This window comes from Candidatus Polarisedimenticolaceae bacterium, from assembly GCA_036275915.1.
Classification (GTDB): domain Bacteria; phylum Acidobacteriota; class Polarisedimenticolia; order Polarisedimenticolales; family DASRJG01; genus DASRJG01.
Map to the genome: position 1 here is coordinate 601183 of DASUCV010000004.1, position 22712 is coordinate 623894.

Below are 22712 nucleotides of genomic sequence, written 5' to 3' on the forward strand. Positions count from 1 at the left end.
CGATGATCGCCCTCGCCGCCCTCCTTCTCGCCTCGCCGTACACGGAGGTCGTCGCCGCCGAGCGCGCGTTCGCGGCCGCGTCGATCAAGGACGGGTTCCACGCGGCCTTCGCGGCCGCGTTCGCGCCTGACGGGGTCGTCTTCGACCCGACGCCGACGAATGCGATCGCCAAGCACGGGGGAAAGCCGCGGGCCGACGTCGTGCTCTCGTGGGCGCCGGCGTGGGCGGCGGTCTCCCCCGCCGGCGATCTCGGCTTCACGAGCGGGCCGTGGGAGTACCGCCCGGCCGGAGACAAGCCTCCGGCGACCGGGTGGTTCTTCACCGCGTGGCGGAAAGAGGCCGACGGCACGTGGAAGGTCGAGGCCGACCTCGGCATCCACGCCGAGCTGACCTACGCCGCGCCGGGCGAAGTCGTGGACGCGCTCGCGGCGGCGGCCCCCGCGAAGGCGACGCCGTCGTCGGCCGCGCAGGCACGCCTCGCGGTCCTCCACGCGGAGCAGCTCCTCGCGCGCGCGGGGGCGTCGGGCCTCGGCCAGGCGATCGCGGCGGTCGCGCATTCTGCGATCCGCGTCTACCGCGACGGCGGGCCTCCCGGAAGCGCAGCGCTCCTCGTGGCCGACACGCGTGAGCCCCGCTGCGAGGCGGCGCGCGTGACCGCCTCGGCCTCGGGCGATCTCGCGTACGCGTACGGAACGTGCGACGACTCGAAAAAGGACAAGAAATACGGTTATGTCCGCGTGTGGCGTCGCAATGCGGATGGGACTTGGCGCGTTTTCGTCGACGTGACGCCGTAGCCGTACGCTAAGATCCTGCCCTTTGCGTTTGGGGAGGATTCCTTGGCGTCGCCGGCTCCGTACATCGGTCTCGCGGCCCACCTCCTCGTTTGCCTCACCCTCGGCATCGCGCTCATCGTCGCGGGGAAGCTCTTCCGCCACCGCGTCGCGATCAGCCGCCCGGCGAAGCACGCGACCTACGAATGCGGCGAGGAGCCGATCGGCCCCGCGTGGCGTAGCCAGCCGGTGGGCTTCTACCTCGTCGCCCTGATCTTCATCCTCTTCGACGCCGAGGCGGCGTTCCTCTTCCCGTGGGTCCTCGCCCTGCGGAAGACCGGTCCGGCGGCGTTCTGGGGGATGGTCGTCTTCCTCGCGGTCCTCTTCGTCGGTTGGCTCTACGCCTGGCGCAAGGGCGATCTGCACTGGGCGCGGTGATGGGCGAAGAACGCCTCCCCGTGGTCGGTCAATCGCGAACGATCGACGACATCGCCGAAGAGGTCGTCCGCTTCCCCGGCGGCGGCTTGGCGCTCCTCCGGTCCGACGCGCTCTTCCACTGGGCGCAGAAGTCGAGCCTGTGGCCGCTCACCTTCGGCCTCGCGTGCTGCGCGATCGAGTTCATGGCGACGTTCGCGGGCCGCTTCGACGCCGACCGGTTCGGGGTCATCCTGCGGCCGACGCCGCGCCAGGCCGACGTCCTGGTCATCGCCGGGACGGTGACGATCAAGATGGCGCCGCGCATCCGGACCCTGTACGACCAGATGGCACACCCGAAGTGGGTCATCTCGATGGGGAGCTGCGCGAACTCGGGCGACCACTACCGCAACGTCTATTCGGTCGTTCCGGGGGTCGATCACGTCATCCCGGTCGACGTCTACGTCGCCGGCTGCCCGCCGACCCCCGAGGCGTTCCTTGACGGCGTCTTCGCGCTGCAGAAGAAGATCATGGAGGGCGGCCGTGCCGGCGCCTGAGGTCCTGGCCGCTCTCGCCGCGCGCTTCGGGGCGACCGCCGATCCGATGGGGGCCTCCGTCCCCGCGGCGTCGCTCCTGGAGACGCTCCGCACGCTCCGGGACACGCACGGCTACCGCTACTACGTCGTCGGGAGCGCCATCGAGCGCGAGGCCGGGTTCGAGATCGTCCACGCGGTGCGCCGCCTCGAGCCGCTGGACACGATCTTCGTGCGCTCGACGGTGCCGAAAGATGCCCCCGCGATCGACTCGGCGGCGTTCGTCTACGCCGGCGCCGAGTGGCACGAGCGCGAGATCTTCGACCTCTTCGGGGTCGGCTTCCGCGCGCATCCCGATCTCCGCAGGATCCTCATGCCCGACGATTACGAGGGGCATCCGCTCCGGAAGGACTTCCCGATGGAGACGCCGTGGGGGTACCGGAAGTGAGCGAGGCACAGGTCGAGATCGTCGAGCGGGAGTTCGGCGAGCTGGCGCTCAACATGGGCCCGCAGCACCCGTCGACGCACGGGGTGCTGCGTCTCGTCCTCCATCTCTCCGGTGAGACGGTCTTGAAGGCGCAGCCGGTCATCGGCTACCTCCACCGCGGCGTCGAGAAGCTCTCGGAGCATCTGGCGTACGACCAGTTGGCACCGGTCTACGAGCGCGACGACTACCTCTCGCCGACGGCGAACTCGAACGCGTACGTGCTCGCGGTCGAGAAGCTCGGAACGATCGAGGTGCCGCGGCGCGCGCGGTGGCTCCGGGCGCTCGCGTGCGAATGGCAGCGGGTCGCGAGCCACCTCGTGTGGCTCGGCACGCTGGGGCTCGACCTCGGCGGCGCGCTCGGCGGCGGCACGACCCTCTACATGTACTGCTTCCGGGAGCGGGAGAAGATCCTCGACTGGCTCGAGGCGCTCACCGGCACCCGGTTCCACACGAACTTCAACATCGCGGGGGGCGTCCGCTACGACGTCGACGCCGAGACGATCGCGCGCTCCTCCGCCCTCGCGGACGGCATCGCGGCGGCGCTCCCGGAGCTCTGGGCGATGTCCGGCGGCAACCCGATCTTCCAAGAGCGGACGCGCGCGGTCGGGACGATCACGCGCGACCTCGCCCTCGGCGTCGGCGTCACCGGCCCGACGCTCCGAGCCTCGGGGATCGCGTTCGACGTCCGGACCGCCACGCCGTACGACGCCTACGGCGAGCTCCCCGTCGTCCCGGTGACGCGCACCGCCGGCGACGCCGAGGCGCGCTTCCAGGTTCGCTTCGACGAGATCCAGGCTTCGCTCGCGCTCGTGAAGCACATCGCGGAAGGCCTGCCCGCAGGACCGGTCTTCTCGCGGAAACCGATCAAGAACCCGAAGGCGACGAAGGTCCCGAAGGGCGAGGCGTACGCCGCCGTCGAGTCGCCGCGCGGCGAGCTGGGATTCCACATCGTCTCGGACGGCACCGCGAAGCCGTACCGGCTCAAGATCAATGCGCCGTCGTTCAAGAACCTCCAGGTCGTCCCGCACATCCTCCCGGGCGGCCTGCTCGCCGACGTCGTCGCGACGCTCGGCTCCCTCGATCCGGTCCTGGGAGACGTCGACCGGTGAGCGCGCTCTTCACCGGCTGGATCGGAGCGTTCGCCCTCTCGGCGCTCACGCTCGGCGCGGCGATGACGTTCGTCGCCTACATGACGTGGATCGAGCGGAAGGTCGCGGCGCGGATGCAGAACCGCATCGGGCCGTACGAGGTCGGCGTCCCCCACGGTTGGCTCCAGCCGCTGGCCGACGTCGCGAAGCTCCTCGTCAAGGAGGACATCACCCCGCGCGACGCCGACCGCGTCCTCTTCAACCTGGGCCCGGTCCTCGTCGTGGTGCCCGCGTTGATCGGGTTCGCCTTCATCCCGCTCGCGCGCGGGCTCGCGATCGCCGATCACGCCTACTCGTTCCTCTTCTTCATCGCCTTCGCGTCGCTCACCCTGCTCGGCATCTTCGCGGCCGGGTGGTCATCCAACAACAAGTACGCGCTGCTCTCCGCGCTCCGCATGGCGGCGATGGCGGTCTCGTACGAGATCCCGCTCATCCTCTCGCTCCTGATCCCGGTCGTCCTCGCCGGCTCGTTCCGCCTCACGGACCTGGTCGAGGCGCAGCGCGGCCTGTGGTTCATCGCGTATCCGCTCGTCGGCCAGCTCGGCTTCCTGATCTTCCTCCTCTGCGCGCTCGCCGAGGGGAACAAGTCGCCGCTCGACATCCTCGAAGCGGAGTCCGAGCTGATCGCGGCGTACAACGTGGAGTATTCCGGGATCAAGTTCGCCCTCTTCTACGCGGGCGAGTACGCGCACACGCTCGCGATCTCGGGCCTCGCGGCGACGGTCTTCCTGGGCGGTTACCTCGGGCCGTCGTTCCTGCCTGGGCCGGTCTGGCTGATCCTGAAGTGCCTCGCGCTCTTCCTCGTCATCCTCTGGATCCGCTGGAGCTTGATGCGCTTCCGGATCGATCAGGCGATCCGCCTCAACTGGATGGTCCTCCTCCCCGCGTCGCTCGTGAACCTCATGATCGTCGCGTGGTGGGTGGCGGGCCGCTGAGATGGCGACCATCGGCACGATCGCCCTCGGCACGCTGCGCGCGATGGGATGGACGCTCCGGAACGTTTTCCGTCCGGCGACGACCGTCCCCTATCCCCGCCGCAAGCGCGCGATCCCGAAGACCTGGCGGGCCGGCAGCTTCGCGCTCACGTTCGATCCGGCGACCGGTGAGGAGAACTGCATCGGCTGCCGTCTCTGCGAGTACGCCTGCCCCTCCGAGATCATCGCGGTGACCCTGAGGAAGGGAGAGGCGCGCAAGAACGGCATCGGCGCCACCTACTGCGACAAGTTCACGCTCGACTACCAGGCGTGCATGCAGTGCGAGCTGTGCATCCAGGTCTGCCCGACCGACGCGATCGTCATGACCCGCGCGCTCGCTCCGGCGGCCCTCACGCGCGACGCGCTCTTCCTGAGCAAGGAACGCCTCATGGAGAACGGCCGCGCGCTCGTCGAGTCGCCGGATCTCACCTCCTTCGCGACGGGGACGCGCCTGCGCGAATGGACCGACGTGACGCGAGGGCTCCCCAAGCCCGATCCGGATCCGGCCCCATGAGGGACGCCGCCTTCTGGGCGCTCGCCGTCCTCGTGCTCGCGGGCGCCGCCGTCGTCGTGTCGGCGCGTAGCCTGTTCCGCGCGGCGTTCGCGCTCGCGGCCACGCTCCTCGCGACGGCGGGGCTCTACGTCCTCCTCAGAGCGCCGCTCCTCGCGGCGATCCAGATCATCCTCTACACGGGCGGGATCCTCACGCTCACCGTCTTCGCGCTCGTCGTCGCCGGGGGCGAGTCCGGCCGACCGCGCTGGCGGCGCCCGTGGCCGGCGGCGGTCGCGGCGGTCGCGGTGTTCGCGGCGCTCGGACGCGTGGTCGCCGTGACGCCGACCCCTCCGCCCGGGCCGGGGCTCGAGAGCGGCGCCGAGATCGGCGCCTCGCTCTTCGGGGCCTACCTCGTTCCGTTCGAGCTGCTCTCGGTCCTCCTCCTCGGCGCGGTGTTCGGCGCGCTCCTCCTCGCGCGGAAGGACACCGCATGACGCTCGCGAACCTGCTGCTCGTCGCCGCCGCGCTCTTCGCGATCGGCCTCTTCGGCCTGCTCGCGCGGCGTCACGCGATCGGCGTCCTGCTGTCGATCGAGATCATGTTCAACGCGGTCAACCTCGCCATCGTCGCGATCGCGTGGTCGCGCGGCCTCCTCGAGGGGGTCGTGCTCGTCCTCTTCGGGATCGCGATCACCGTCGCCGAGGCCGCCGTGGGGCTCGCGCTCGTGCTCCTCGCGACCCGGGTGCGACGCACCGCCGTCCTGGACGATCTTTCGGATCTTTCGGGATGATCCTCGGCGCCGTCGTCCTCGCCGGTCCTCTCGCCGCCCTCGCGGCGATCGGCCTCCTTCCGCCCTTGAGACGCAGCGGACTCCCGGCGGCGATCGTCTCGATCGCCGGGATCGCGCTCTCGCTCGCTGCGGCGGCCGTTCAGGCCGCGCCGTTTCTTCGCGACGGAGCGTCGCCCGCGGCGCTCGACTTCGTCTGGGCGCCTCTCGCGTCGGCCCCCGCGATCCGCTTCGGCCTCCTCGTCGACGGCCTCTCCGCGTCGATGGCGGTGCTCGTCTCGCTCGTCGCGCTCCTCGTGCAGATCTACTCGCTCGCCTACATGGCCGGCGAGCCGCGGCCGTCCCTGGGGCGCTACTACGCCTACCACTCGCTCTTCGCCTTCGCGATGCTCGGTCTCGTCCTCTCCCACAACCTGCTCCAGACCTACGGCTTCTGGGAGCTGGTCGGTCTCGGCTCGTATCTCCTGATCGGCTTCTGGTTCGAGCGCCCCGCGGCGGCGCGGGCGGCGCAGAAAGCGTTCTGGACGACACGCCTCGGCGACGTCGGGTTCGCGCTCGGGATCGTGATCCTCTGGGGCGCGTCGGGCACGTTCACCTTCTCCGACCTCTTCGCGAAAGCCGGCGACGGCAGCCTGGCGGGACTGCCGCTCGTCCTCGGCCTGACCGGGGTCTACCTCGGGGCGATGGGAAAGAGCGCGCAGGTCCCGTTCCACATCTGGCTGCCCGACGCGATGGAAGGGCCGACGCCGGTCTCCGCTCTGATCCACGCGGCGACGATGGTCGCGGCCGGCGTCTTCCTCATGGTCCGGATCGCGCCGCTCCTCCCGCACGCGCCGGCCCTGACCGAAGCGGTCTTCGCGATCGGCGTCCTCACGGCGTTCCTCGCCGCCTCGATGGCGCTCGTCGAGCGCGACATCAAGCGCATCCTCGCCTTCTCCACGGTGAGCCAGCTCGGATTCATGATGGCCGCGGTCGGCGCGGGATCGGCCTCGGCGGCCTACTTCCACCTCGCGACGCACGCCTTCTTCAAGGCGCTCCTCTTCCTGACCGCGGGATCGCTCATCCACGCGGTCCACACGAACGACATCTTCAAGATGGGCCGCCTCGCGCGCACGATGCCCCTGACCTCGATCTGCTTCGCGATCGGCGGCCTCGCCCTCGCGGGGATCGTGCCGACGTCCGGCTTCTTCTCGAAGGACGAGATCCTTGCCGCGGTCCTGGCGGGCGGCCACCCGGTCGGCTTCGCGATCCTGGTCGGCGTCGCCGGGATGACGGCGTTCTACATCGCGCGCGCGTTCTTCGTCGCGATCCTGGGGAGCGGTCAACCGGAAGGTCATCCTCACGAGTCGCCGGGCACGATGACGATGCCGATGCTCGTCCTCGCCGGCTTGGCGCTCGCGGGGGGTGCGCTGGCACCGGTCGTGCCGCGCCTCACCGCGGCGACGCTCGGCGCCCTGCCCGCGGAGACCGAGGGCGCTCCGTTCTTCGTGCCGGTCCTCGGGACGAGCGCCGCGCTCGTCGGCCTCGCGGTCGCGTGGGCGGGTTACGTCAAGAAGAGCTTCGACGTCGAGGCGCTCCGCCGCGCCGCGGGACCGGTCACGACCCTCCTCGAGCGCCGCTACTACATCGACGACCTCTTCGAGGCGGTCTACCGCCGCGTCTACCTCGGCATCTCCGCCGCCGTCGGTTGGACCGACCGCTACCTCGTCGACGGCGTCGTCAACGCGGTGACCTGGGGGACGTGGAGCCTCGCCGGCCGCCTGCGCGTGCTCCAGAGCGGCCGCGTCCAGGACGCGCTCTACTTCGTCGCAGGGGGGCTCGTCCTCCTCGCGGTGCTGGCGTGGGCGCGATGAGCGGCCATCTCCTCTCGCTGACCCTCGCGGGGCCGTTCGTCGCGGCGGTCGTCGTCTTCCTCTTGCCGCAGTCCGCCCGCCTCGCGATCCGCCTCGCGTCGCTTGCCGGGGCGCTCGTGCCGGCCGCGACCTCGGCCGTGATCCTCTCGCGCTACGACGTGGCGCGCGGGGGGTTCCAGCTCGAGGAGCACCTGCCGCTCATCCCGCGCCTCGGCGTCTCGTGGCATCTCGGCGCCGATGGGATCGCGGTCGCGCTCCTCGTCCTCACCGCGCTCATCCACGTCACGTCGGTCTGCACCTCGTGGAGCCTGAAGTCGCGCGAGAAGGAGTTCTTCCTCTTCGTCGCGCTTCTCGTCACCGGCGTCTACGGCGTTTTCGTCTCGCTCGACCTGTTCCTCTTCTTCCTCTTCTACGAGCTCGCCGTGCTCCCGATGTATGTGCTCATCGGCATCTGGGGCTCGTCGATGGACGTGCCGGGGCGGGGTCCGTTCGGCGGCCTCTTCAAGAAGGTCGGCGTCGGGCTCAAGGAATACGGTGCGATGAAGCTGACCCTCTACCTCCTCGCCGGGTCGGCGTTCATCCTGGTCGGGATCTTCGTCCTGTGGGTCCAGGGTGGGAGCACGTTCGATTACGTCGCGCTCTCGCGCGTCACCTTCGCCGGCGCTTCGGGCCGCACCCTCTTCCTTCTTTTCTACGTCGGCTTCGGTGTCCTGGCGGGGATCTGGCCGTTCCACACCTGGTCGCCGGACGGCCATGCCGCGGCGCCGGCCGCGGGCTCGATGATGCACGCCGGCGTGCTCATGAAGCTCGGCGCCTACGGCGTCCTCCGCGTGGGCTTCGGGCTCCTCCCCGCGGCCGCCGCCGATCTCGCGTGGCTCGTCGGCCTCGTCGCCGTGATCAACATCGTGTACGGCGCGCTCGGGGCCGGCTGGCAGAAGGACATCAAGTACCTGATCGCCTACTCGTCGGTCTCGCACATGGGAGTCGTCATGCTCGGCATGGCCACGCTCAACGCGGCGGGGATCACGGGCTCGGTCTACCAGATGGTCGCCCACGGGATCATGACGGCGCTCTTCTTCACGCTCGTCAACCTCGTCTACGACATCTCGCACCTCCGCGACATGACGAGGATGGGCGGGTTCGCCCACGCGATGCCGGCGCTCGCGACCTTCTTCGTGATCGCGGGGCTGTCCTCGCTCGGCCTTCCAGGGCTCGCGGGGTTCGTCGCCGAGCTCCTCGTCTTCCTCGGCGCCTGGACCTCCGCGCACCCCTGGTGGCTCGTCCCCGGCGTGCTCGGCGCGTTCATCACCGCGCTCTACGTCCTTCGCGCGGTGCGCACGATCTTCCTGGGCCAGGCCCCGCCCGCGGACCTGCACCTCCGCGACGCGCGCGGAGCGGAGTGGGCGACCTGCCTCCTCCTCGGAGGCGCTCTCGTCGTCCTCGGCGTGTGGCCGAAGCTCCTCCTCGATCCGATCGGTGCCGGCGTCGGCGAGCTCCTGACCCGGCTGGGGCGCTGAGATGGGTTTTCAAGCGGCGGCGCTCGAGATCCTCGTCCTCGCGGTCGCGGGGCTCGTCCTCCTGTGGGACCTCGCGTCTCCCGGCGGCCGCGCACGGGGAAACGGTCCTTACGTCCTCGCGTGCGTCGGCCTCGGCGCCCTCTTCGTCGCTTCGTTTTTTGTCACGGCCCCGGCTTCGCTCACCGACGCCTTCGTGCTCGACGGCTTCGCGCTCTACGTGAAGCGGATCCTGCTCGCATCGGCGCTCTTGGCGATCGTCGGTATGGGGCCTTACCTCAAGGCCCGCGGCTCGGGCGGCCGTTCGGCCGAGGCGATCGTCCTCTTGCTCTTCTCGACGGTCGGCGCGATGGCGCTCGTCTCCGCGCGCGAGCTCCTCACACTCTTCGTCGCGTTCGAGCTGGTGTCGCTTCCCCTCTACGTCCTCACGGCGCTCGAGAAGGAGCGACGCTCCTCGCCCGAGGGGGCGCTCAAGGTCTTCCTCTTCGGGAGCGTCAGCTCCGCGATCCTCCTCCTCGGGATCGGCTTCCTCTTCGCCGCGACCGGAACGACCTTCTGGATGCAGGTGGCCGCGTGGCCGCACGACCGGCTCGTGGGATTGGGCGCCGCGCTCGTCCTCGTCGGCTTCGGGTTCAAGATCGCGATCTTCCCGTTCTCGCTCTGGGTGCCCGACACCTACCAAGCGGCTCCCGCTCCGGTCGTCGCCTTCCTGTCCGTGGCGCCGAAGGCGGCCGCGGTCGCGGCGCTCTTCCGGCTCGTCTTCGAGCTGTTCGGGCCTGCGGGCGTCGGGATCAAGAGCTGGCTCGTCCTCCTCTCCGCGATCACGATGACGGTGGGAAATCTTCTCGCGCTCCGGCAGCAAGACCTCAAGCGCCTCCTCGCCTTCTCCGGCATCGCGCAGATCGGCTACGTGCTCGCGGCGCTCGCGGCGGGCACGCCGATGGCGGCGGGCTTGGCACTCTTCTACTTCGTCGCCTACCTCGTCTCGAACGCGGGCGCGTTCCTCGTCGTCGCGGCGCTCGAGACCGCGGGCGAGGCGCCGACGCTCCACGGTGCCAGGCGTCTCGTGCGCAGGAGCCCGGCGCTGGCGGCGTCGATGCTGGTCTTCCTGTTGTCGCTCGGAGGGATCCCGTTCGTGCTCGGCTTCTGGGGGAAGATGTACGTCTTCCTCGCAGCCGCGCAGGCCGGCCTTTACGGGCTCGTCTTCCTCGGCGCCGTGCTCGCGGTCGTCGCTCTCTTCTACTACCTGTCGGTGGCCCGTCTCATGTTCATGTCGACCGACGACGGACCCGACGTCCCGGTCGCCGCCCCGCTCCTGGCGGCGATCGTCGTGTGCGCGCTCGTGGCGGGGATCGGCGGGCTATTGCCGCAGAGACTGGTCAATTCTGCATTGTCGGCGGCAGAAACGATCACGGTTCCGTCATCCCGCTGACTATTCGCCGCACTTTTCGTGCGCCGTTTCAACCCCTCCTGGCACCGCTCCGCTGTTCACCGTACCTCCCCCTCATGGACCGGGTGTTGCAATAGGTCCTGGCGGGTAAAAGACCGTGAGAACGACACGAGCCAGCCGTCTTTTCGTGGCAGCCGCGATGCTGCTGGCGGGGACGGCCGCGCTCGCGGACGATCACCCGTCGCTCCCTTCGCCGTCGCTCGCACCGGCTCCGGTGGCGCCGTCCTCGACGTTCCTCGACACGGTCATCGTCCCTCGCGTCGACTCGAACTTGCGGTCCGACGCGGCCGCCGCCCTCGATTACGCAGGCTTCCGCAGCGACCCTTTCGCAAATCCGTGGACGCACGACAACCGGACGGTCCAGCGGGTCGGCAGCGGCGCGATCAATGCGACGCAGGACGCGGTCAAGCGTTACGTCGTCAGGCAGCTCGGCCTCGACAAGTGGTCGCTGCCGCTCGGCGGTGGAAGCAAAGGCGGCGGTCTCTCGTCGCTCCGGACCGACTCGGGCGGCATGCGCCTGCGCTTCGGCGTCGCGCACATGGCGCCCCGTGCCGAGCTGCTCATCCCCTCCGGGAACACCGGTCGGGTGACCCTCGGCCTCGACGGGCGCGGGCGCATGTCGATCGGGTTCGAGACCGCGCCCCAACACTTCCACGTCGGCGGATCCTACGACCCGATGTCGCACGATGCGAACATCGGGTTCGTCGCGCAGTTCTAGATCAGATCCGCACCTTCGCCCGATAGCTCCGCATCATGACCATCGCCCCGTTCAGGCGCTGGATCTTCCTGTTCCTCGCCTGGATCATCGGCAGGTCGTCGGTCGCGGGCTGCTCGGCGCGGATGTCGCGCAGGGCGCGGTCGATCTCGAAGGCGAGCTGGTCCATCTCGGGCTTCGTGAGCCCCTTGAACGACCGCTCCGTCACGGTCTGGAAGCCTTCCGCGATGTCCCTCGCGTAGGAGAACGCCGACCCGCCCGGAATCGCCATAGCCGCGGAAGGATACCTTACAAGCCGAGCGCCGAGGCCGACGCGCGCATCGCATCGACGACGAACACGATGTGGTCCTCGACCGTCATCCTGATCGCGGCGGCCCCGTTCACGATGTCGTCCCGATTCACGCTCCTCGCGAACGCCTTGTCCTTCATCCGCTTCTTGACCGACTCGTATTTCAGGTCGGCGAGCGCCTTCGAGGGGAGGACGAGCGTGCACGCGGTCACGAAACCGCACAGCTCGTCGACGGCGAAGAGGCACTTCTCGAGCCCGGTCGTGCGCGCGACCTTCGTGTGGTCACCGTGCGAGAGGATCGCGCGGCGGAACCACTCCGGGTAGCCGAGGCGCTCCAGGATCTCGCTCCCGCGGAACGGGTGATCGTCGAGCGACGGCCACCTCTCGTAGTCGAAGTCGTGGAGCAGGCCGACGAGACCGAACGCCTCCTCGGGCTCGCCGAGGCGCCGCGCGTGCGCGCGCATCGCGCACTCGACGGCGTACGCGTGCTTCCGGAGCCCCGCGCCCTGCGTGTACTCGTGGAGGAGGCCCAGCGCTTCGTCGCGTGACGGCAATTCGTTCATGCTCCCTATGCTAGCGTGCCGCGATGAGCCTCTCCCGCTGGAATCCGTGGCGGGGCCTCGGCGCCCTGCCGCCGAAGATCTGGATCCACTTCACCGCCACCCTGATCAACAGGATGGGGACGATGGCGATCCCCTTCCTCGTCCTCTACCTCACGAAGGACGTCGGGTTCACCGCCGAGCGTGCGGGGCTCATGCTGAGCCTCTACGGGATGGGCTCGCTCGTCTCCTCGCCGTTCCTCGGGAAGCTGGCCGACCGCATCGGCCCGGTCCGGGTCATGAAGGGGTCGCTGTTCGTCTCCGCCGGGTTCATGTTCCTCTACCCATTCGCGCACACGACGGCGCAGGTCGCCGCCGTCACCTTCCTCCTCGCGGTGGCGACCGAGGCATTCCGCCCTGCAAGCCTCGCGGTGCTCACCGACATCGCGCCGCCCGAGCTCCGGAAGGCCGCGTTCGCGGTGAATCGCCTCGCGATCAACCTCGGGATGAGCGTCGGGCCGGCGGTCGGGGGCTACCTCGCGGAGGTGAGCTTCCCCTCGATCTTCCGCGTCAACGGCACCGCCTCGCTCGCCGCGTGCGCCGTCCTCGCCTTCACCGGCTTCCAGGTCGCGCACCACCGTGCCACCGCAGCAGGCGACGCGCCGCGCTCCGGTCCTGCCTGGCGCGACCTGCGCCTCATCGCCTTCCTCGCCGCGTGCGTCCCGCTCGCCGCGGTCTTCTTCCAGCACGAAGGAGCGCTCCCGCTCGACGTCGTCCGCAACCTCGGCCTCTCGGAGTCGTTCTTCGGCTGGATGTTCACGATCAACACGATCATGATCGTGTTCCTGGAGGTGCGCCTCAACCTCTCGAGCGCGCACTGGCCGCACCGGAAGAGCCTCGCGCTCGGTGCCCTCTTCATCGCGTGCGGGTTCGGCGCCATGGCGTTCGCACACACGGGCGCGGCGGTCGCTGCCACCGTCGTCGTGTGGACGATCGGCGAGATGACCCTGCTCCCGAGCATGTCGAACTACGTCGCCGAGCTGTCCCCCGCCGACCGACGCGGCGAGTACATGGGCCTCTACTCGATGTCGTGGGGGATCGCCTTCGCGCTCGGCCCGTGGCTCGGCACGGTCGTCCTCGAGCGCTTCGGCCGCGACGTCCTCTGGGCCGGCGCGTTCGCCATGGCGGCGCTCGCCGCGCTCGCGATGTCGCGAATGCCCTCACCGCGCGAGGCGGGGACGACCGCGAGCCAAGCGGTCGAAACCGAGGAAGTCTCGGCCTGAGGGATTGATGTAGTCTAGGCACGCATGGATCTCGTGCAGCCCGACATCGACCGGTACCTTGCCGCCTTCGCCGCCCACGACGACCCGGTTCTCCGCAGGATGGAGGCGATCGCCGCCGAGCGCGACTTTCCGATCGTGGGGCCGCAGGTGGGGCGCCTCCTCGAGATGGCGGCGCGTGCGTGCGGGGCGCAGCGCGTGCTCGAGCTCGGCTCCGGATTCGGCTACAGCGCGTACTGGTTCCTGCGCGGCACGGGGCCGGCGGGCACGGTCATGCTCACCGAAGGGAGCGCGGAGAACGCGAAGTCGGCGGAGGCCTATCTCACGCGCGGAGGTTTCAGCGGGCGGTTCCGCATCGAGGTCGGCGACGGGCTCGCGATCGCGGAGGCGCTCGAGCCACCGTTCGACATCGTGTTCTGCGACATCGACAAGCACGACTATCCCAAGGCGCTGCCGATCGCGCGCCGCCTCGTGCGTCCCGGCGGCCTCTTCATCATCGACAACATGCTGTGGGACGGCCGCGTCCTGAACCCCGCACCCGACGATCACGTGACGCGCGGCGTGCTCGAGCTGACGGCGGCGCTCAAGAGCGCCCCCGACTTCGCGGTGTCGATCGTGCCGATCCGGGACGGCGTCGCGATCGCGACGAGGCTCGCGCCCTGACCCGCCTCGACGTCGGTAGTTCCGCGCCGCCCCTCTCCGGGACGACGGCGACCGGCGAGCACTACGACCTCGCCGCGCCGCGCGCGCGCAACGTCCTGGTCGAGTTCCACCGCGGCACCTGGTGACCGAACTGCGTGCGACGCATCGCGCAGTTGCGCGAAGGGGTCCAGAACCTTCGAGCCGCCGGACTCGACGTCGTGATCGTGCTCTGCCAGAAGCGGTCGGCGGTCACCGAGTGGGTCGTGCGTCACCCGCTGCCGTTTCCCTTGCTCGTTGACGGCGATCGTTCGCGTGCGAAGGGCTGGGGCGCGTACGTCCCGTTCTCCTATGACTCGATCAACATCGCGCGGCCCGCGTCGTTCGTCGTCGACACCGCCGGTGTGATCCGATACGCTCGCCTTTCGCGGCATCAGCTCGACCCGGCGCCGCTCGAGGGGATCCTCGGCGCCCTGCCTCTGTGAAGGAGCACGCCATGCGGATTCTCGTGACCTTCGTCCTCGCCGCCCTGGTCTCGACGGCCGCCGCCCGCGCCGAAGGCTCGCCCCTGGCGCCGCTCGACTTCCTCCTCGGCTCGTGGGAAGCGACCGGCGGCGGCGCGCCGGGAAGCGGCCTCGGCAGCACGACGTTCGAGCGCAAGCTCGGGAACAAGGTCGTGGTACGCACGAACCACGCCGACTACCCGGCGTCGAAGGATCGTCCGGCGTCCGTGCACGACGACCTCATGGTGATCTACGCCACGTCCGACGGTCAGATCCACGCGAGCTACTACGACAACGAGGGTCACGTCATCGACTACACCGTCGAGACGGCCGACGGCTCGGCGGTCTTCACGAGCGGCAACGTCCCCGGCATGGGGAAGTTCCGGCTGACCTACAAGCAGGCGTATGCGGGGATCGTGAGCGGACGGTTCGAGATCGCGCCCGCGAGCGACCCGCAGGCGTTCAAGAGCTACCTCGACTGGACGATGAAGCACCCGACGGCGCCCTCGAGGTAACGATGGCCGCGGCCTTCCTGACCGCGGAGTGGCGCCATCTGGTGCTGTTCAACTTCGCGGTGGACCCCGCTCTTCTCTCCCCGATCGTTCCCCACGGAACCGAGCTCGATGCGCCCGCGCATGTGAGCCTCGTCGGCTTCCGCTTCGAGAAGACGCGCGTCCTCGGGCTGCCGGTGCCGTTCCACCGCGACTTCGACGAGATCAACCTGCGCTTCTACGTGAGGAGCCGCATGCCCGAAGGCTGGCGCCGCGGCGTCGTCTTCGTGCGCGAGGTCGTGGCGAAGCGGGCGATCGCGATCGCCGCGCGCGCGATCTACAACGAGCCTTACGTCACGAGGCCGACACGATCGAAGGTAGATTCCGATGGCGCAACGTACGCGTTCGAGAACGAGACGTCGTGGCTCTCGCTCGGCGCGCACCACGACGAACCGCCCTCGTGGGACGACCACATCGAGGCGATGACGGAGAACCTCTGGGGCTACACGCGGCAGCGCGACGGCGGCACGATCGAATACGCGGTCGAGCACCCGCGATGGACCGTGTGGCGCGCGAGCCGATTCGAGCTCGCCGGCGACTTCGCAAGGTTCTACGGCGACGCGTTCGGCGCCGTGCTCTCGTCGGCGCCCCGCTCCGTTCTCGTGGCGGACGGATCGCCGGTCGTGGTGCGCCGAGGCGAGCGCGTGGGTTGAAGATCCCGAGCCTCCCGATTGACCTTATCCTGCGCGCGTGACGCGCGCCGCCTTCGCCACCCTCCTCGCCCTCGTCGCCTTCGCATCGAACTCGATTCTGTGCCGGCTCGCGCTGCGCGCCGGCGCCATCGATCCCGCGAGCTTCACCGCGATCCGCCTCGTCTCGGGAGCGGTCGTGCTCTCGATCCTCGTGGCGGCGCGAAAAAAGACGCCGGCGGCAGGTGCTCGCCGCCCCTGGCTCGCCGCGTTCTGGCTCACCCTCTACGCGGTGCCGTTCTCATGGGCGTACGTCGATCTCCCGGCCGGGACCGGTTCTCTCTTGGCCTTCGCCTCGGTGCAGATCACGATGATCGTCGTCTCAATCGTCCGCGGCTCGGCCCCGACGCTCAGACAATGGGGCGGCCTCGTCATTGCGTTTCTCGGTGTGGTCTGGCTCGTGCTCCCCGGCGTCGCGGCACCGCGACCCGCGAACGCCGCGCTCATGATCGTCGCCGGCGCGGCGTGGGGCTTCTACACGCTGGGCGGCCGCGGCTCTACCGACCCGCTCGGTCAGACCGCCCGGAATTTCGTCTGGTCACTTCCCTACGTGTTCGTCGTGTGCGCGTTGACGTGGCCTCGGAGCGTTCCGGCGACGAGCGGCGTCGTCTGCGCGATCGCGTCCGGAGCGCTCGCCTCGGGTCTGGGCTATGCGATCTGGTACGAGGCGCTCCGGTCTCTCTCGGCGATCCCCGCAGCCTCGGTACAACTCGCCACGCCCGTGATCACTGCGGCGGGAGGAATCGCTTTTCTCGGGGAGACGCTCTCGCTGAGGCTCGTGGAATCCTCCGTTCTCGTGCTCGGCGGAATCGGGCTGACATTCGCGCGCTCACGCCGAGGACCTTCGTGAAGGAACGGATCGCGTGGTCGCGAGTGCTCTCGCTGGTGGTCGCGGCGATCTACCTGGGCCCGTGCCTGTTTCAGCCCGGGCCCGGCCCCTTCTTCAAGGCTGCGACGTTCATGGCAATCCCGTTTCTCTCCATCTGGTTTCCACTGAAGACCGCGGAGTTCGTCTCGGCGTGGTACAACCGCGGCGACATCGACGACGTCGATCCTCCCGAACGCTTGATCGTCGCGCTCGCCTGGATCGTCTACCTGCTGCCTCTCCTCTGGGTACTCGCCACGGCGCGAGCGCTGGTGCGACATTGAGCGTCATGAGCCTTCCCGACCTCATCGCTGCGCTCCGAGCGCATTACGGCAAGCCGCAGGCTCCGCCGACGACCGATCCGTTCGAGCTGGTCCTCTACGAGAACGTCGCGTACCTGGCGTCGCCGGAGAAACGTCGAGCGGCATTCGAGGAGCTGAAGCAGACCGTCGGCACCGACCCCGCGAAGATCCTGGCGGCGAAGCCGGCGGCGCTCGAGCGGATCACCGCCCGAGGCATCCTGGCTCCGATGTTCGCCGAGAAGCTCCGGGACTGCGCGACGCTCGCGATGGAGGTCGATCTCGCCGGTCCGATCGATCAGGCGAAGAAGGCGCTCCGGAAATTCCCCGGGATCGGCGAGCCGGGGGCGGAGAAGATCCTGACCTTCGCCGGGCGCGCGGCGTTCCTGGCGCCCGAGTCGAACGGGCTCCGCGTGCTGGCGCGTGTCGGCTTGATGCGCGAGGACAAATCGTATGCGAAGACGTACGCGGCAGGGCGCGCGTTGGGTGCGGCGCTCGGCGATGCGCCCCGCATCCAGCGCGAGGCGCATCTCCTGCTGGCCGAGCACGGCCGTACGTTGTGCAAGCGCAGCGCACCGCTCTGCGACCGGTGTCCCCTCCTCAAGCGCTGCGCCTACGCAAGAGCCGCTACTGCGCGTTCGCGCGGGTGATCGTGACGCTGCGGAGCACGATGCCGGTCACGATGAGACCGACCGGCAGGATCCAGCCCGGAAGGTCCAGCTTCGTCACGCACAGGATCAGCCCGATGAGAACCGCGATCATGATCACCGCTCGGATGCCCGAGAAACCCATGACGCCTCCTCGGAGGTGTTCGACCTCGCTGCGACGAAACCTAGGAACCTCGAAGGGGGGAGGCAACCCGCCGCCCAATTGGCCCGGAATGCCGGGAGATCCTGCTATGCTGGACGGCCATCCCCTCTGGATAGGAGACAAGCAATGAAGCGTACGGCCTCGGCTCAGTGGAAGGGCGGACTCAAGGACGGGAAGGGCACGATCTCGTGCGAGAGCGGTGTGCTCTCCAACGCGCAGTACTCGTTCTCGACGCGGTTCGAGAACGGCATCGGCACGAACCCGGAAGAGCTGGTCGGCGCGGCGCACGCCGGCTGCTTCTCGATGGCGCTCTCGGGGCAGCTCGGCAACGCCGGCATGACGGCGGAGAGCATCGCGACGACGGCGACGGTCACGATGGAGAAGACCGACGCCGGCCCCACGATCACGAACGTCCACCTCGACGTGAAGGTCCGCATTCCCGGCGGCAACGCCGAGGCGTTCCAGAAGGCGGCGAACGACGCGAAGACCGGCTGCCCGATCTCGCGCGTCCTGAACACGAACATCACGATGGACGCCAAGCTCGAGTCGTGACGGAGCGCCGCCGGGCTGCGCTCGACATGCCGCCGGAGGAGTTCCGTGCGCTCGGTCACGCTCTCGTCGACCGGCTCGCGGAGTTTCTCCATGCGGTTCCCTCGAGAGCCGTCACGCCGGCGGAGGCGGCGCCCGCGCTCCGCGCGCTCCTCGGCGACGATCGCCTGCCCGAGCACGGGGCCGAGGCGGGCCCGCTCGTCACGCGGGCGGCCGATCTCGTGATCGACCATTCGCTCTTGAACGGTCATCCGCGATTCTTCGGTTACATCACGTCGTCGGCCGCCCCGATCGGGGCGCTCGCCGATCTCCTCGCGGCGACGGTGAATCCCAACTGCGGGGCGTTCGCGCTCTCGCCGATCGCCACCGAGATCGAGGCGCAGACGATCCGGTGGATCGCCGATCTCCTCGGCTACCCGCGCGACTGCGGCGGCCTCCTCGTCAGCGGCGGCAACATGGCGAACTTCGTCGGCTTCCTCGCGGCGCGCCGCGCGAAGGCAGGCGCCCGCGTGCGAGAAGAAGGACTGCGGGGCGGGCCGGAGCTCGTCGTGTACGTCTCGAAGGAGACGCATACCTGGATCGAGAAAGCGGCCGATCTCTTCGGGCTCGGCACGACGTCGATCCGCTGGATCAGGACCGATGCCGGCCTCGCCATGGACACGGACGCGCTCGCCGCCGCGATCGTCGAGGACAAGCGGAGCGGTCGCCAACCGTTCCTGGTCGTGGGCACCGCCGGGTCGGTGAGCACCGGCGCGATCGATCCCCTGGACGCGATCGCGCGGATCTGCCGCGAGCACGAGCTCTGGTTCCACGTCGACGGGGCGTACGGCGCGCCGGCCGCCGCCCTTCCGGAGGCACCTGCATCGCTCAAGGCGCTGTCCCTCGCCGACTCGGTCGCCGTCGACCCGCACAAGTGGCTCTACGCGCCCCTCGAGGCCGGGTGCGTCCTCGTCCGCGACCGTCGCGCGCTCGAGGACACCTTCGCGTACCACCCGCGCTACTACGCCTTCAAGACGGAAAACGACGAAGCGCCTCTCGACTATTACGGCCTCGGCTTCCAGAACTCGCGCGGCTTTCGCGCGCTCAAGGTCTGGCTCGGGCTCCTGGCCGCCGGACGCGACGGCTGTGTCGCCGCGATTTCGGGCGACATCGCGCTCGCACGCACGCTCGAGTCGGCGGTGCTCGAGCACCCCGAGCTCGAGGCCGGGCCGGGCGGCTTGAGCATCGCGACGTTCCGATTCGCTCCGCCCGACGGAAAGGACCTCGATGCGCTCAACCGGGAGATCCTCACGAGGATCCAGACCGGCGGCGAGGCCTTCGTCTCGAACGCCGAGATCGGTGGCGCGGTCTTCCTGCGCGCCTGCATCGTCAATTTCAGGACGCAGCGAGCCGATGTCGAGGCGCTTCCCCCGCTCGTCGTCAGGATCGGCCGCGAGCTTCGCCGATAATGGGAGACGGCATGAACCGGCCGTTCGTCTACGTGAACATGGCGATGAGCGCGGACGGGAAGATCACGTCCAAGCTCCGGGAGGAGCCGCGCTTCACGTCGCCGCGTGACAAGAAGACGATGGACAAGCTCCGCGCCGAGGCGGACGCCCTGCTCATCGGCGCGGGGACGCTCCGTCACGACGACCCGCGCCAGGACGTCCGCGACCCGGAGATGAAGGCGTACCGTCGCTCGCTGGACAAGCCGGATCTCCTCCTGAACGTCCTCGTCACGGCGTCCGCCGACGTCGATCCGCAATCGAAGCTGTTCGACCCGGCGAAGTCCGAGGCGTGCGTCGTGGCGACGGTCGAGGACGCTCCGGAGGAGCGTCTCCGGCGCCTCCGGGAGGTGGCGGAGATCTGGACGCTCGGCCGCGGCCGCGTCGACATCCCGCTGCTCCTCGCGCGCCTCAAGGCGCGGGGCGTGGAGCGGCTCCTCGTCGAGGGGGGCGGCGACATGAACTGGAGCTTCGTCGAGAACGACGCGATCGACGAGCTGTACGTCACCGTCGCGCCCGCGATCTTCGGCGGCCGGGACGCGCCGACGCCGGTCGAGGGTGAAGGGCTCACGATGGCGTCGCGGCGGAAGCTCAGGCTCGTCTCCGCCGAGATCGTCGAGGGCGAGATCTTCTGCCGGTACGCCTTCGTCCGATGATCGACCGCGGAAGGGTCGCTGACGCCCTCGACGAGATCGGCGTGCTCCTGGAGCTCCTCGGCGAGAACGCGTTCAAGACCCGCGCGTACGCGAACGCCGCTCGCATCGTGCGCGGCCTCGACGAGGACCTCGAGACGGTGATCCGCGACAAGCGGCTCGGCACGATCAAGGGGATCGGCCCCGCGCTCGTCGACAAGATCACGACGCTCGTCGCGACGGGCGGCCTCCCCGCGCTCGAAGAGCTCCGGCGGCAGGTGCCGCCGGGAATGCTCGAGTGGCTCCGCGTCCCCGGGCTCGGCGTCAAGAAGGCGCGCGCGATCCACCTGACGCTCGGCATCTCGACGCTCGACGAGCTCGAGGAGGCGGCCCACGCGGAGAAGCTCCGTGTCCTCGAAGGCTTCGGCGCGGCGACCGAGGCGAAGATCCTCGAAGGAATCGGACGCGTCCGCCGGCACGCCGGCCGGTTCCACCGGCCGCTCATCCTCGAGGAGGCGCGGCGCCTCCGGGACGCGCTCGCCGTGCTCCCCGGCGTCACCGTCGAGATCGCGGGCTCCGCGCGCCGCGGAGCGGCAACGTCGAAGGACGTCGACCTCGTCGCGGCCGCCTCGGATCCGGCCCCCGTGATGGAGGCGTTCCTCGCGTTGCCCGGGATCGACGGCATCGTCGGGCGGGGGCCGACGAAGTGCAGCGTGCGCCTCGCGGCCGGCCCGAACGCCGACCTGCGCGTCGTGACGCCGGAAGCGTTCCCGTTCGCGCTCTGCTACTTCACCGGGAGCCAGGCCCACAACATCGCGCTCCGCGGCCGGGCGCAGCAGCGCGGAATGCGTTTGAACGAGTACGCGCTCGTCCGGGAGGCCGACGGATCGCGAGTCCCGTGCTCGAGCGAGGCGGAGATCTACGCCGCTCTCGGCCTCGCCTACGTCCCCCCCGAGCTGCGCGAGGACGCCGGCGAGATCGCCGCCGCGGAGCGCGGCCCGCTTCCCGATCTCGTGACCGTCGCCGATCTCAAGGGAATCCTGCACGTCCACTCGACTTGGTCGGACGGCACGGCGACGATCCGCGCGATGGCCGAAGCGGCGCGCGCGATGGGGATGACCTACCTCGGCATGTGCGACCACTCGCGCTCGGCGGCGTACGCGGGTGGGATGTCGATCGAGCGCGTCCTCGAGCAGCATCGCGAGATCGACACGTTGAACGCCGAGTATGCGGGTGCGTTCACCGTGCTCAAGGGGATCGAGGTCGACATCCTCGTCGACGGCACGCTCGACTATCCCGACGAGGTCCTGCGGAGCTTCGATCTCGTCGTCGCCTCGGTGCACAGCCGGTTCAACCTGAGCGCGGCCGAGCAGACGGAGCGGATGATCCGGGCGGTCCGGAGCGGCTTCGTCGACATCGTCGGGCATCCCACCGGGCGGATCCTCCTCGGCCGAGACCCGTACCCGCTCGACCTCTTCGCGCTCATCGACGCCGCCGCGGAGCGGGGCGTCGCCATCGAGGTCAACGCGCACCCGCACCGGCTCGACCTCGACCCGGTGGGTCTCCGCCACGGTCTCGCGCGCGGACTCGAGACCGCGATCGATCCCGACGCTCACGAGACCGGCGGCTTGCACGACATCACCTACGGGATCGACACGGCGCGGCGCGGCGGCTGCACCGCCGCGGACGTGCTCAACACGAAAACCCTTTCCGGGCTGCGCGCGTGGCTCCAGGATCGCCGGCGATGAGGGAGTCCCCGGCGGACAGGAAGACGCGCGCGAAGCGCATCGTGCGGACGCTCAAGAAGCTCTACCCGGACGCCGAGACGGAGCTTCGGCATCGGAACCCTCTCGAGCTGCTCGTCGCGACGATCCTCTCGGCGCAGTGCACCGACGCGCGCGTCAACCTCGTGACCCCGGCCCTCTTCGCGAAGTACGAGACCGCCGCCGACTATGCGCGCGCGAAGACACCCGACATGGAAGAGCTCATCCGATCGACCGGGTTCTTCCGGAACAAGGCGAAGTCGATCATCGGCCTCGGCCGAGCGCTCGCCGAGCGCCACGGCGGGAAGGTGCCCGACACGATGGAGGAGCTCGTGAAGCTCCCCGGGGTCGGGCGCAAGACGGCGAACGTGCTCCTCGGGAGCTGGTTCCGCCGGCCGGCGATCCCCGTCGACACTCACGTCCAGCGCGTCGCAGGGCGTCTGGCGTTGACCCGTGAGACCGATCCGGTCGCGATCGAGACCGACTTGCAGCAGGTCATCCCCGAAAAGGATTGGACCTTCGCCTCGACCGGGCTCATCTGGCACGGCCGTCGCGTTTGTCATGCCCGCAAGCCCGACTGCCCGTGCTGCGCGCTGAACCCCGACTGTCCGTTTCCCAGGCCTTGACGCACGGGCGCTCGCCCGCTCCCTTCGCTATATTGCCCCGCGTCCCTTTGGTCACG

29 protein-coding genes are annotated in these 22712 nt (G+C 69.6%); 26 read left to right on the plus strand and 3 right to left on the minus strand.

The window, feature by feature from the left end; genetic code table 11:
• Positions 1-2: 2 nt before the first annotated feature.
• The 13 genes from VFV19_04915 (at position 3) to VFV19_04975 (ending at position 11141) form a co-directional block, all read left to right on the plus strand.
• Positions 3-794, plus strand: coding sequence for a DUF4440 domain-containing protein (locus VFV19_04915; protein ID HEX4823627.1), 792 nt, complete (start codon positions 3-5; stop codon positions 792-794).
• A 42-nt stretch (positions 795-836) separates the two neighbouring features.
• Positions 837-1208 carry an NADH-quinone oxidoreductase subunit A gene (locus VFV19_04920; GenBank protein ID HEX4823628.1) on the plus strand — a complete coding sequence of 124 codons (372 nt, stop codon included), beginning with the start codon at positions 837-839 and terminating at the stop codon, positions 1206-1208.
• A complete protein-coding gene (locus tag VFV19_04925; GenBank protein HEX4823629.1) occupies positions 1208-1741 on the plus strand; it encodes an NADH-quinone oxidoreductase subunit B family protein in 534 nt (177 codons plus the stop codon). Before VFV19_04920 ends, VFV19_04925 begins: the two co-directional genes overlap by 1 nt.
• Positions 1728-2165 (plus strand): NADH-quinone oxidoreductase subunit C, encoded by a 438-nt coding sequence (locus VFV19_04930; protein ID HEX4823630.1) that lies wholly within the window; start codon positions 1728-1730, stop codon positions 2163-2165. Before VFV19_04925 ends, VFV19_04930 begins: the two co-directional genes overlap by 14 nt.
• Entirely contained in the window at positions 2162-3313 is a 1152-nt protein-coding gene (locus VFV19_04935; protein ID HEX4823631.1) for an NADH-quinone oxidoreductase subunit D, read from the plus strand. Before VFV19_04930 ends, VFV19_04935 begins: the two co-directional genes overlap by 4 nt.
• Positions 3310-4287, plus strand: a complete 978-nt coding sequence (gene nuoH, locus VFV19_04940) for an NADH-quinone oxidoreductase subunit NuoH (GenBank protein ID HEX4823632.1) — start codon at positions 3310-3312, stop codon at positions 4285-4287. The genes VFV19_04935 and nuoH overlap by 4 nt, the downstream gene beginning before the upstream one ends.
• A 1-nt stretch (position 4288) precedes the next feature.
• The gene (locus VFV19_04945) at positions 4289-4840 is read left to right on the plus strand and encodes a 4Fe-4S binding protein (GenBank protein ID HEX4823633.1); all 552 of its coding nucleotides are present in this window, start codon (positions 4289-4291) and stop codon (positions 4838-4840) included.
• On the plus strand, positions 4837-5313 hold the full coding sequence (locus tag VFV19_04950; GenBank protein HEX4823634.1) for an NADH-quinone oxidoreductase subunit J: 477 nt from the start codon (positions 4837-4839) through the stop codon (positions 5311-5313). Before VFV19_04945 ends, VFV19_04950 begins: the two co-directional genes overlap by 4 nt.
• A complete protein-coding gene (gene nuoK, locus VFV19_04955; protein HEX4823635.1) occupies positions 5310-5609 on the plus strand; it encodes an NADH-quinone oxidoreductase subunit NuoK in 300 nt (99 codons plus the stop codon). Before VFV19_04950 ends, nuoK begins: the two co-directional genes overlap by 4 nt.
• Positions 5606-7459 carry an NADH-quinone oxidoreductase subunit L gene (nuoL, locus tag VFV19_04960; GenBank protein HEX4823636.1) on the plus strand — a complete coding sequence of 618 codons (1854 nt, stop codon included), beginning with the start codon at positions 5606-5608 and terminating at the stop codon, positions 7457-7459. The genes nuoK and nuoL overlap by 4 nt, the downstream gene beginning before the upstream one ends.
• On the plus strand, positions 7456-8976 hold the full coding sequence (locus VFV19_04965) for an NADH-quinone oxidoreductase subunit M (GenBank protein ID HEX4823637.1): 1521 nt from the start codon (positions 7456-7458) through the stop codon (positions 8974-8976). The genes nuoL and VFV19_04965 overlap by 4 nt, the downstream gene beginning before the upstream one ends.
• A gap of 1 nt (position 8977) precedes the next feature.
• Positions 8978-10405, plus strand: a complete 1428-nt coding sequence (locus VFV19_04970; GenBank protein ID HEX4823638.1) for an NADH-quinone oxidoreductase subunit N — start codon at positions 8978-8980, stop codon at positions 10403-10405.
• A gap of 145 nt (positions 10406-10550) precedes the next feature.
• Positions 10551-11141, plus strand: a complete 591-nt coding sequence (locus VFV19_04975) for a hypothetical protein (GenBank protein HEX4823639.1) — start codon at positions 10551-10553, stop codon at positions 11139-11141.
• A 1-nt stretch (position 11142) separates the two neighbouring features.
• On the opposite strand, the gene VFV19_04980 is transcribed toward VFV19_04975, so the two are convergent.
• Both VFV19_04980 and VFV19_04985 read right to left on the minus strand, forming a co-directional pair.
• The gene (locus VFV19_04980) at positions 11143-11409 is read right to left on the minus strand and encodes a hypothetical protein (protein HEX4823640.1); all 267 of its coding nucleotides are present in this window, start codon (positions 11407-11409) and stop codon (positions 11143-11145) included.
• Positions 11410-11426: 17 nt separating this feature from the next.
• Positions 11427-11990: an HD domain-containing protein gene (locus VFV19_04985; protein ID HEX4823641.1), complete on the minus strand. Its 564-nt coding sequence runs from the start codon at positions 11988-11990 to the stop codon at positions 11427-11429.
• Positions 11991-12013: 23 nt separating this feature from the next.
• On the opposite strand from VFV19_04985, the gene VFV19_04990 reads away from it, so the two are divergent.
• The 8 genes from VFV19_04990 (at position 12014) to VFV19_05025 (ending at position 17442) form a co-directional block, all read left to right on the plus strand.
• On the plus strand, positions 12014-13249 hold the full coding sequence (locus VFV19_04990; GenBank protein ID HEX4823642.1) for an MFS transporter: 1236 nt from the start codon (positions 12014-12016) through the stop codon (positions 13247-13249).
• Positions 13250-13273: 24 nt separating this feature from the next.
• On the plus strand, positions 13274-13909 hold the full coding sequence (locus tag VFV19_04995) for an O-methyltransferase (GenBank protein ID HEX4823643.1): 636 nt from the start codon (positions 13274-13276) through the stop codon (positions 13907-13909).
• Between the two features lie 134 nt (positions 13910-14043).
• On the plus strand, positions 14044-14370 hold the full coding sequence (locus VFV19_05000; GenBank protein HEX4823644.1) for a redoxin domain-containing protein: 327 nt from the start codon (positions 14044-14046) through the stop codon (positions 14368-14370).
• A gap of 11 nt (positions 14371-14381) precedes the next feature.
• Positions 14382-14903 (plus strand): hypothetical protein, encoded by a 522-nt coding sequence (locus tag VFV19_05005; protein ID HEX4823645.1) that lies wholly within the window; start codon positions 14382-14384, stop codon positions 14901-14903.
• A gap of 2 nt (positions 14904-14905) precedes the next feature.
• The gene (locus VFV19_05010; protein HEX4823646.1) at positions 14906-15592 is read left to right on the plus strand and encodes a DUF2071 domain-containing protein; all 687 of its coding nucleotides are present in this window, start codon (positions 14906-14908) and stop codon (positions 15590-15592) included.
• A 37-nt stretch (positions 15593-15629) separates the two neighbouring features.
• Positions 15630-16478, plus strand: a complete 849-nt coding sequence (locus VFV19_05015; protein ID HEX4823647.1) for a DMT family transporter — start codon at positions 15630-15632, stop codon at positions 16476-16478.
• Positions 16475-16777: a hypothetical protein gene (locus tag VFV19_05020; protein ID HEX4823648.1), complete on the plus strand. Its 303-nt coding sequence runs from the start codon at positions 16475-16477 to the stop codon at positions 16775-16777. Before VFV19_05015 ends, VFV19_05020 begins: the two co-directional genes overlap by 4 nt.
• 5 nt (positions 16778-16782) lie before the next feature.
• Positions 16783-17442 carry a hypothetical protein gene (locus tag VFV19_05025; protein ID HEX4823649.1) on the plus strand — a complete coding sequence of 220 codons (660 nt, stop codon included), beginning with the start codon at positions 16783-16785 and terminating at the stop codon, positions 17440-17442.
• On the opposite strand, the gene VFV19_05030 is transcribed toward VFV19_05025, so the two are convergent.
• Positions 17420-17584, minus strand: coding sequence for a hypothetical protein (locus VFV19_05030; protein ID HEX4823650.1), 165 nt, complete (start codon positions 17582-17584; stop codon positions 17420-17422). The two genes, VFV19_05025 and VFV19_05030, sit on opposite strands and share 23 nt — an antisense overlap.
• 144 nt (positions 17585-17728) lie before the next feature.
• Between VFV19_05030 and VFV19_05035 the strand changes: the two genes are divergently transcribed.
• From VFV19_05035 to nth, 5 genes are read left to right on the plus strand one after another with little or no spacing between them, the layout of a single operon-like run.
• Positions 17729-18154 carry an OsmC family protein gene (locus tag VFV19_05035; GenBank protein HEX4823651.1) on the plus strand — a complete coding sequence of 142 codons (426 nt, stop codon included), beginning with the start codon at positions 17729-17731 and terminating at the stop codon, positions 18152-18154.
• Positions 18151-19599 (plus strand): aminotransferase class V-fold PLP-dependent enzyme, encoded by a 1449-nt coding sequence (locus VFV19_05040; GenBank protein HEX4823652.1) that lies wholly within the window; start codon positions 18151-18153, stop codon positions 19597-19599. The genes VFV19_05035 and VFV19_05040 overlap by 4 nt, the downstream gene beginning before the upstream one ends.
• Before the next feature lie 11 nt (positions 19600-19610).
• The gene (locus tag VFV19_05045) at positions 19611-20291 is read left to right on the plus strand and encodes a dihydrofolate reductase family protein (GenBank protein HEX4823653.1); all 681 of its coding nucleotides are present in this window, start codon (positions 19611-19613) and stop codon (positions 20289-20291) included.
• The gene (gene polX, locus VFV19_05050; GenBank protein HEX4823654.1) at positions 20288-22015 is read left to right on the plus strand and encodes a DNA polymerase/3'-5' exonuclease PolX; all 1728 of its coding nucleotides are present in this window, start codon (positions 20288-20290) and stop codon (positions 22013-22015) included. The genes VFV19_05045 and polX overlap by 4 nt, the downstream gene beginning before the upstream one ends.
• Positions 22012-22656, plus strand: a complete 645-nt coding sequence (gene nth, locus VFV19_05055) for an endonuclease III (protein ID HEX4823655.1) — start codon at positions 22012-22014, stop codon at positions 22654-22656. The genes polX and nth overlap by 4 nt, the downstream gene beginning before the upstream one ends.
• The last annotated feature ends 56 nt before the right edge of the window (positions 22657-22712 follow it).

Bases quoted from the DNA above. Each gene is read 5' to 3' on its own strand.
- VFV19_04990 (HEX4823642.1), top strand. From the start codon at position 12,014: ATGAGCCTCTCCCGCTGGAATCCGTGGCGGGGCCTCGGCGCCCTGCCG.
- nth (HEX4823655.1), top strand. From the start codon at position 22,012: ATGAGGGAGTCCCCGGCGGACAGGAAGACGCGCGCGAAGCGCATCGTG.
- VFV19_05045 (HEX4823653.1), top strand. From the start codon at position 19,611: ATGAACCGGCCGTTCGTCTACGTGAACATGGCGATGAGCGCGGACGGG.
- VFV19_05030 (HEX4823650.1), bottom strand. From the start codon at position 17,584: ATGGGTTTCTCGGGCATCCGAGCGGTGATCATGATCGCGGTTCTCATC.
- VFV19_05035 (HEX4823651.1), top strand. From the start codon at position 17,729: ATGAAGCGTACGGCCTCGGCTCAGTGGAAGGGCGGACTCAAGGACGGG.
- VFV19_04970 (HEX4823638.1), top strand. From the start codon at position 8,978: ATGGGTTTTCAAGCGGCGGCGCTCGAGATCCTCGTCCTCGCGGTCGCG.
- VFV19_04945 (HEX4823633.1), top strand. From the start codon at position 4,289: ATGGCGACCATCGGCACGATCGCCCTCGGCACGCTGCGCGCGATGGGA.
- nuoL (HEX4823636.1), top strand. From the start codon at position 5,606: ATGATCCTCGGCGCCGTCGTCCTCGCCGGTCCTCTCGCCGCCCTCGCG.
- nuoK (HEX4823635.1), top strand. From the start codon at position 5,310: ATGACGCTCGCGAACCTGCTGCTCGTCGCCGCCGCGCTCTTCGCGATC.
- polX (HEX4823654.1), top strand. From the start codon at position 20,288: ATGATCGACCGCGGAAGGGTCGCTGACGCCCTCGACGAGATCGGCGTG.
- VFV19_04915 (HEX4823627.1), top strand. From the start codon at position 3: ATGATCGCCCTCGCCGCCCTCCTTCTCGCCTCGCCGTACACGGAGGTC.
- VFV19_05005 (HEX4823645.1), top strand. From the start codon at position 14,382: ATGCGGATTCTCGTGACCTTCGTCCTCGCCGCCCTGGTCTCGACGGCC.
- VFV19_04965 (HEX4823637.1), top strand. From the start codon at position 7,456: ATGAGCGGCCATCTCCTCTCGCTGACCCTCGCGGGGCCGTTCGTCGCG.
- VFV19_04980 (HEX4823640.1), bottom strand. From the start codon at position 11,409: ATGGCGATTCCGGGCGGGTCGGCGTTCTCCTACGCGAGGGACATCGCG.
- VFV19_05025 (HEX4823649.1), top strand. From the start codon at position 16,783: ATGAGCCTTCCCGACCTCATCGCTGCGCTCCGAGCGCATTACGGCAAG.
- VFV19_04995 (HEX4823643.1), top strand. From the start codon at position 13,274: ATGGATCTCGTGCAGCCCGACATCGACCGGTACCTTGCCGCCTTCGCC.
- VFV19_04950 (HEX4823634.1), top strand. From the start codon at position 4,837: ATGAGGGACGCCGCCTTCTGGGCGCTCGCCGTCCTCGTGCTCGCGGGC.
- VFV19_05010 (HEX4823646.1), top strand. From the start codon at position 14,906: ATGGCCGCGGCCTTCCTGACCGCGGAGTGGCGCCATCTGGTGCTGTTC.
- VFV19_04985 (HEX4823641.1), bottom strand. From the start codon at position 11,990: ATGAACGAATTGCCGTCACGCGACGAAGCGCTGGGCCTCCTCCACGAG.
- VFV19_04925 (HEX4823629.1), top strand. From the start codon at position 1,208: ATGGGCGAAGAACGCCTCCCCGTGGTCGGTCAATCGCGAACGATCGAC.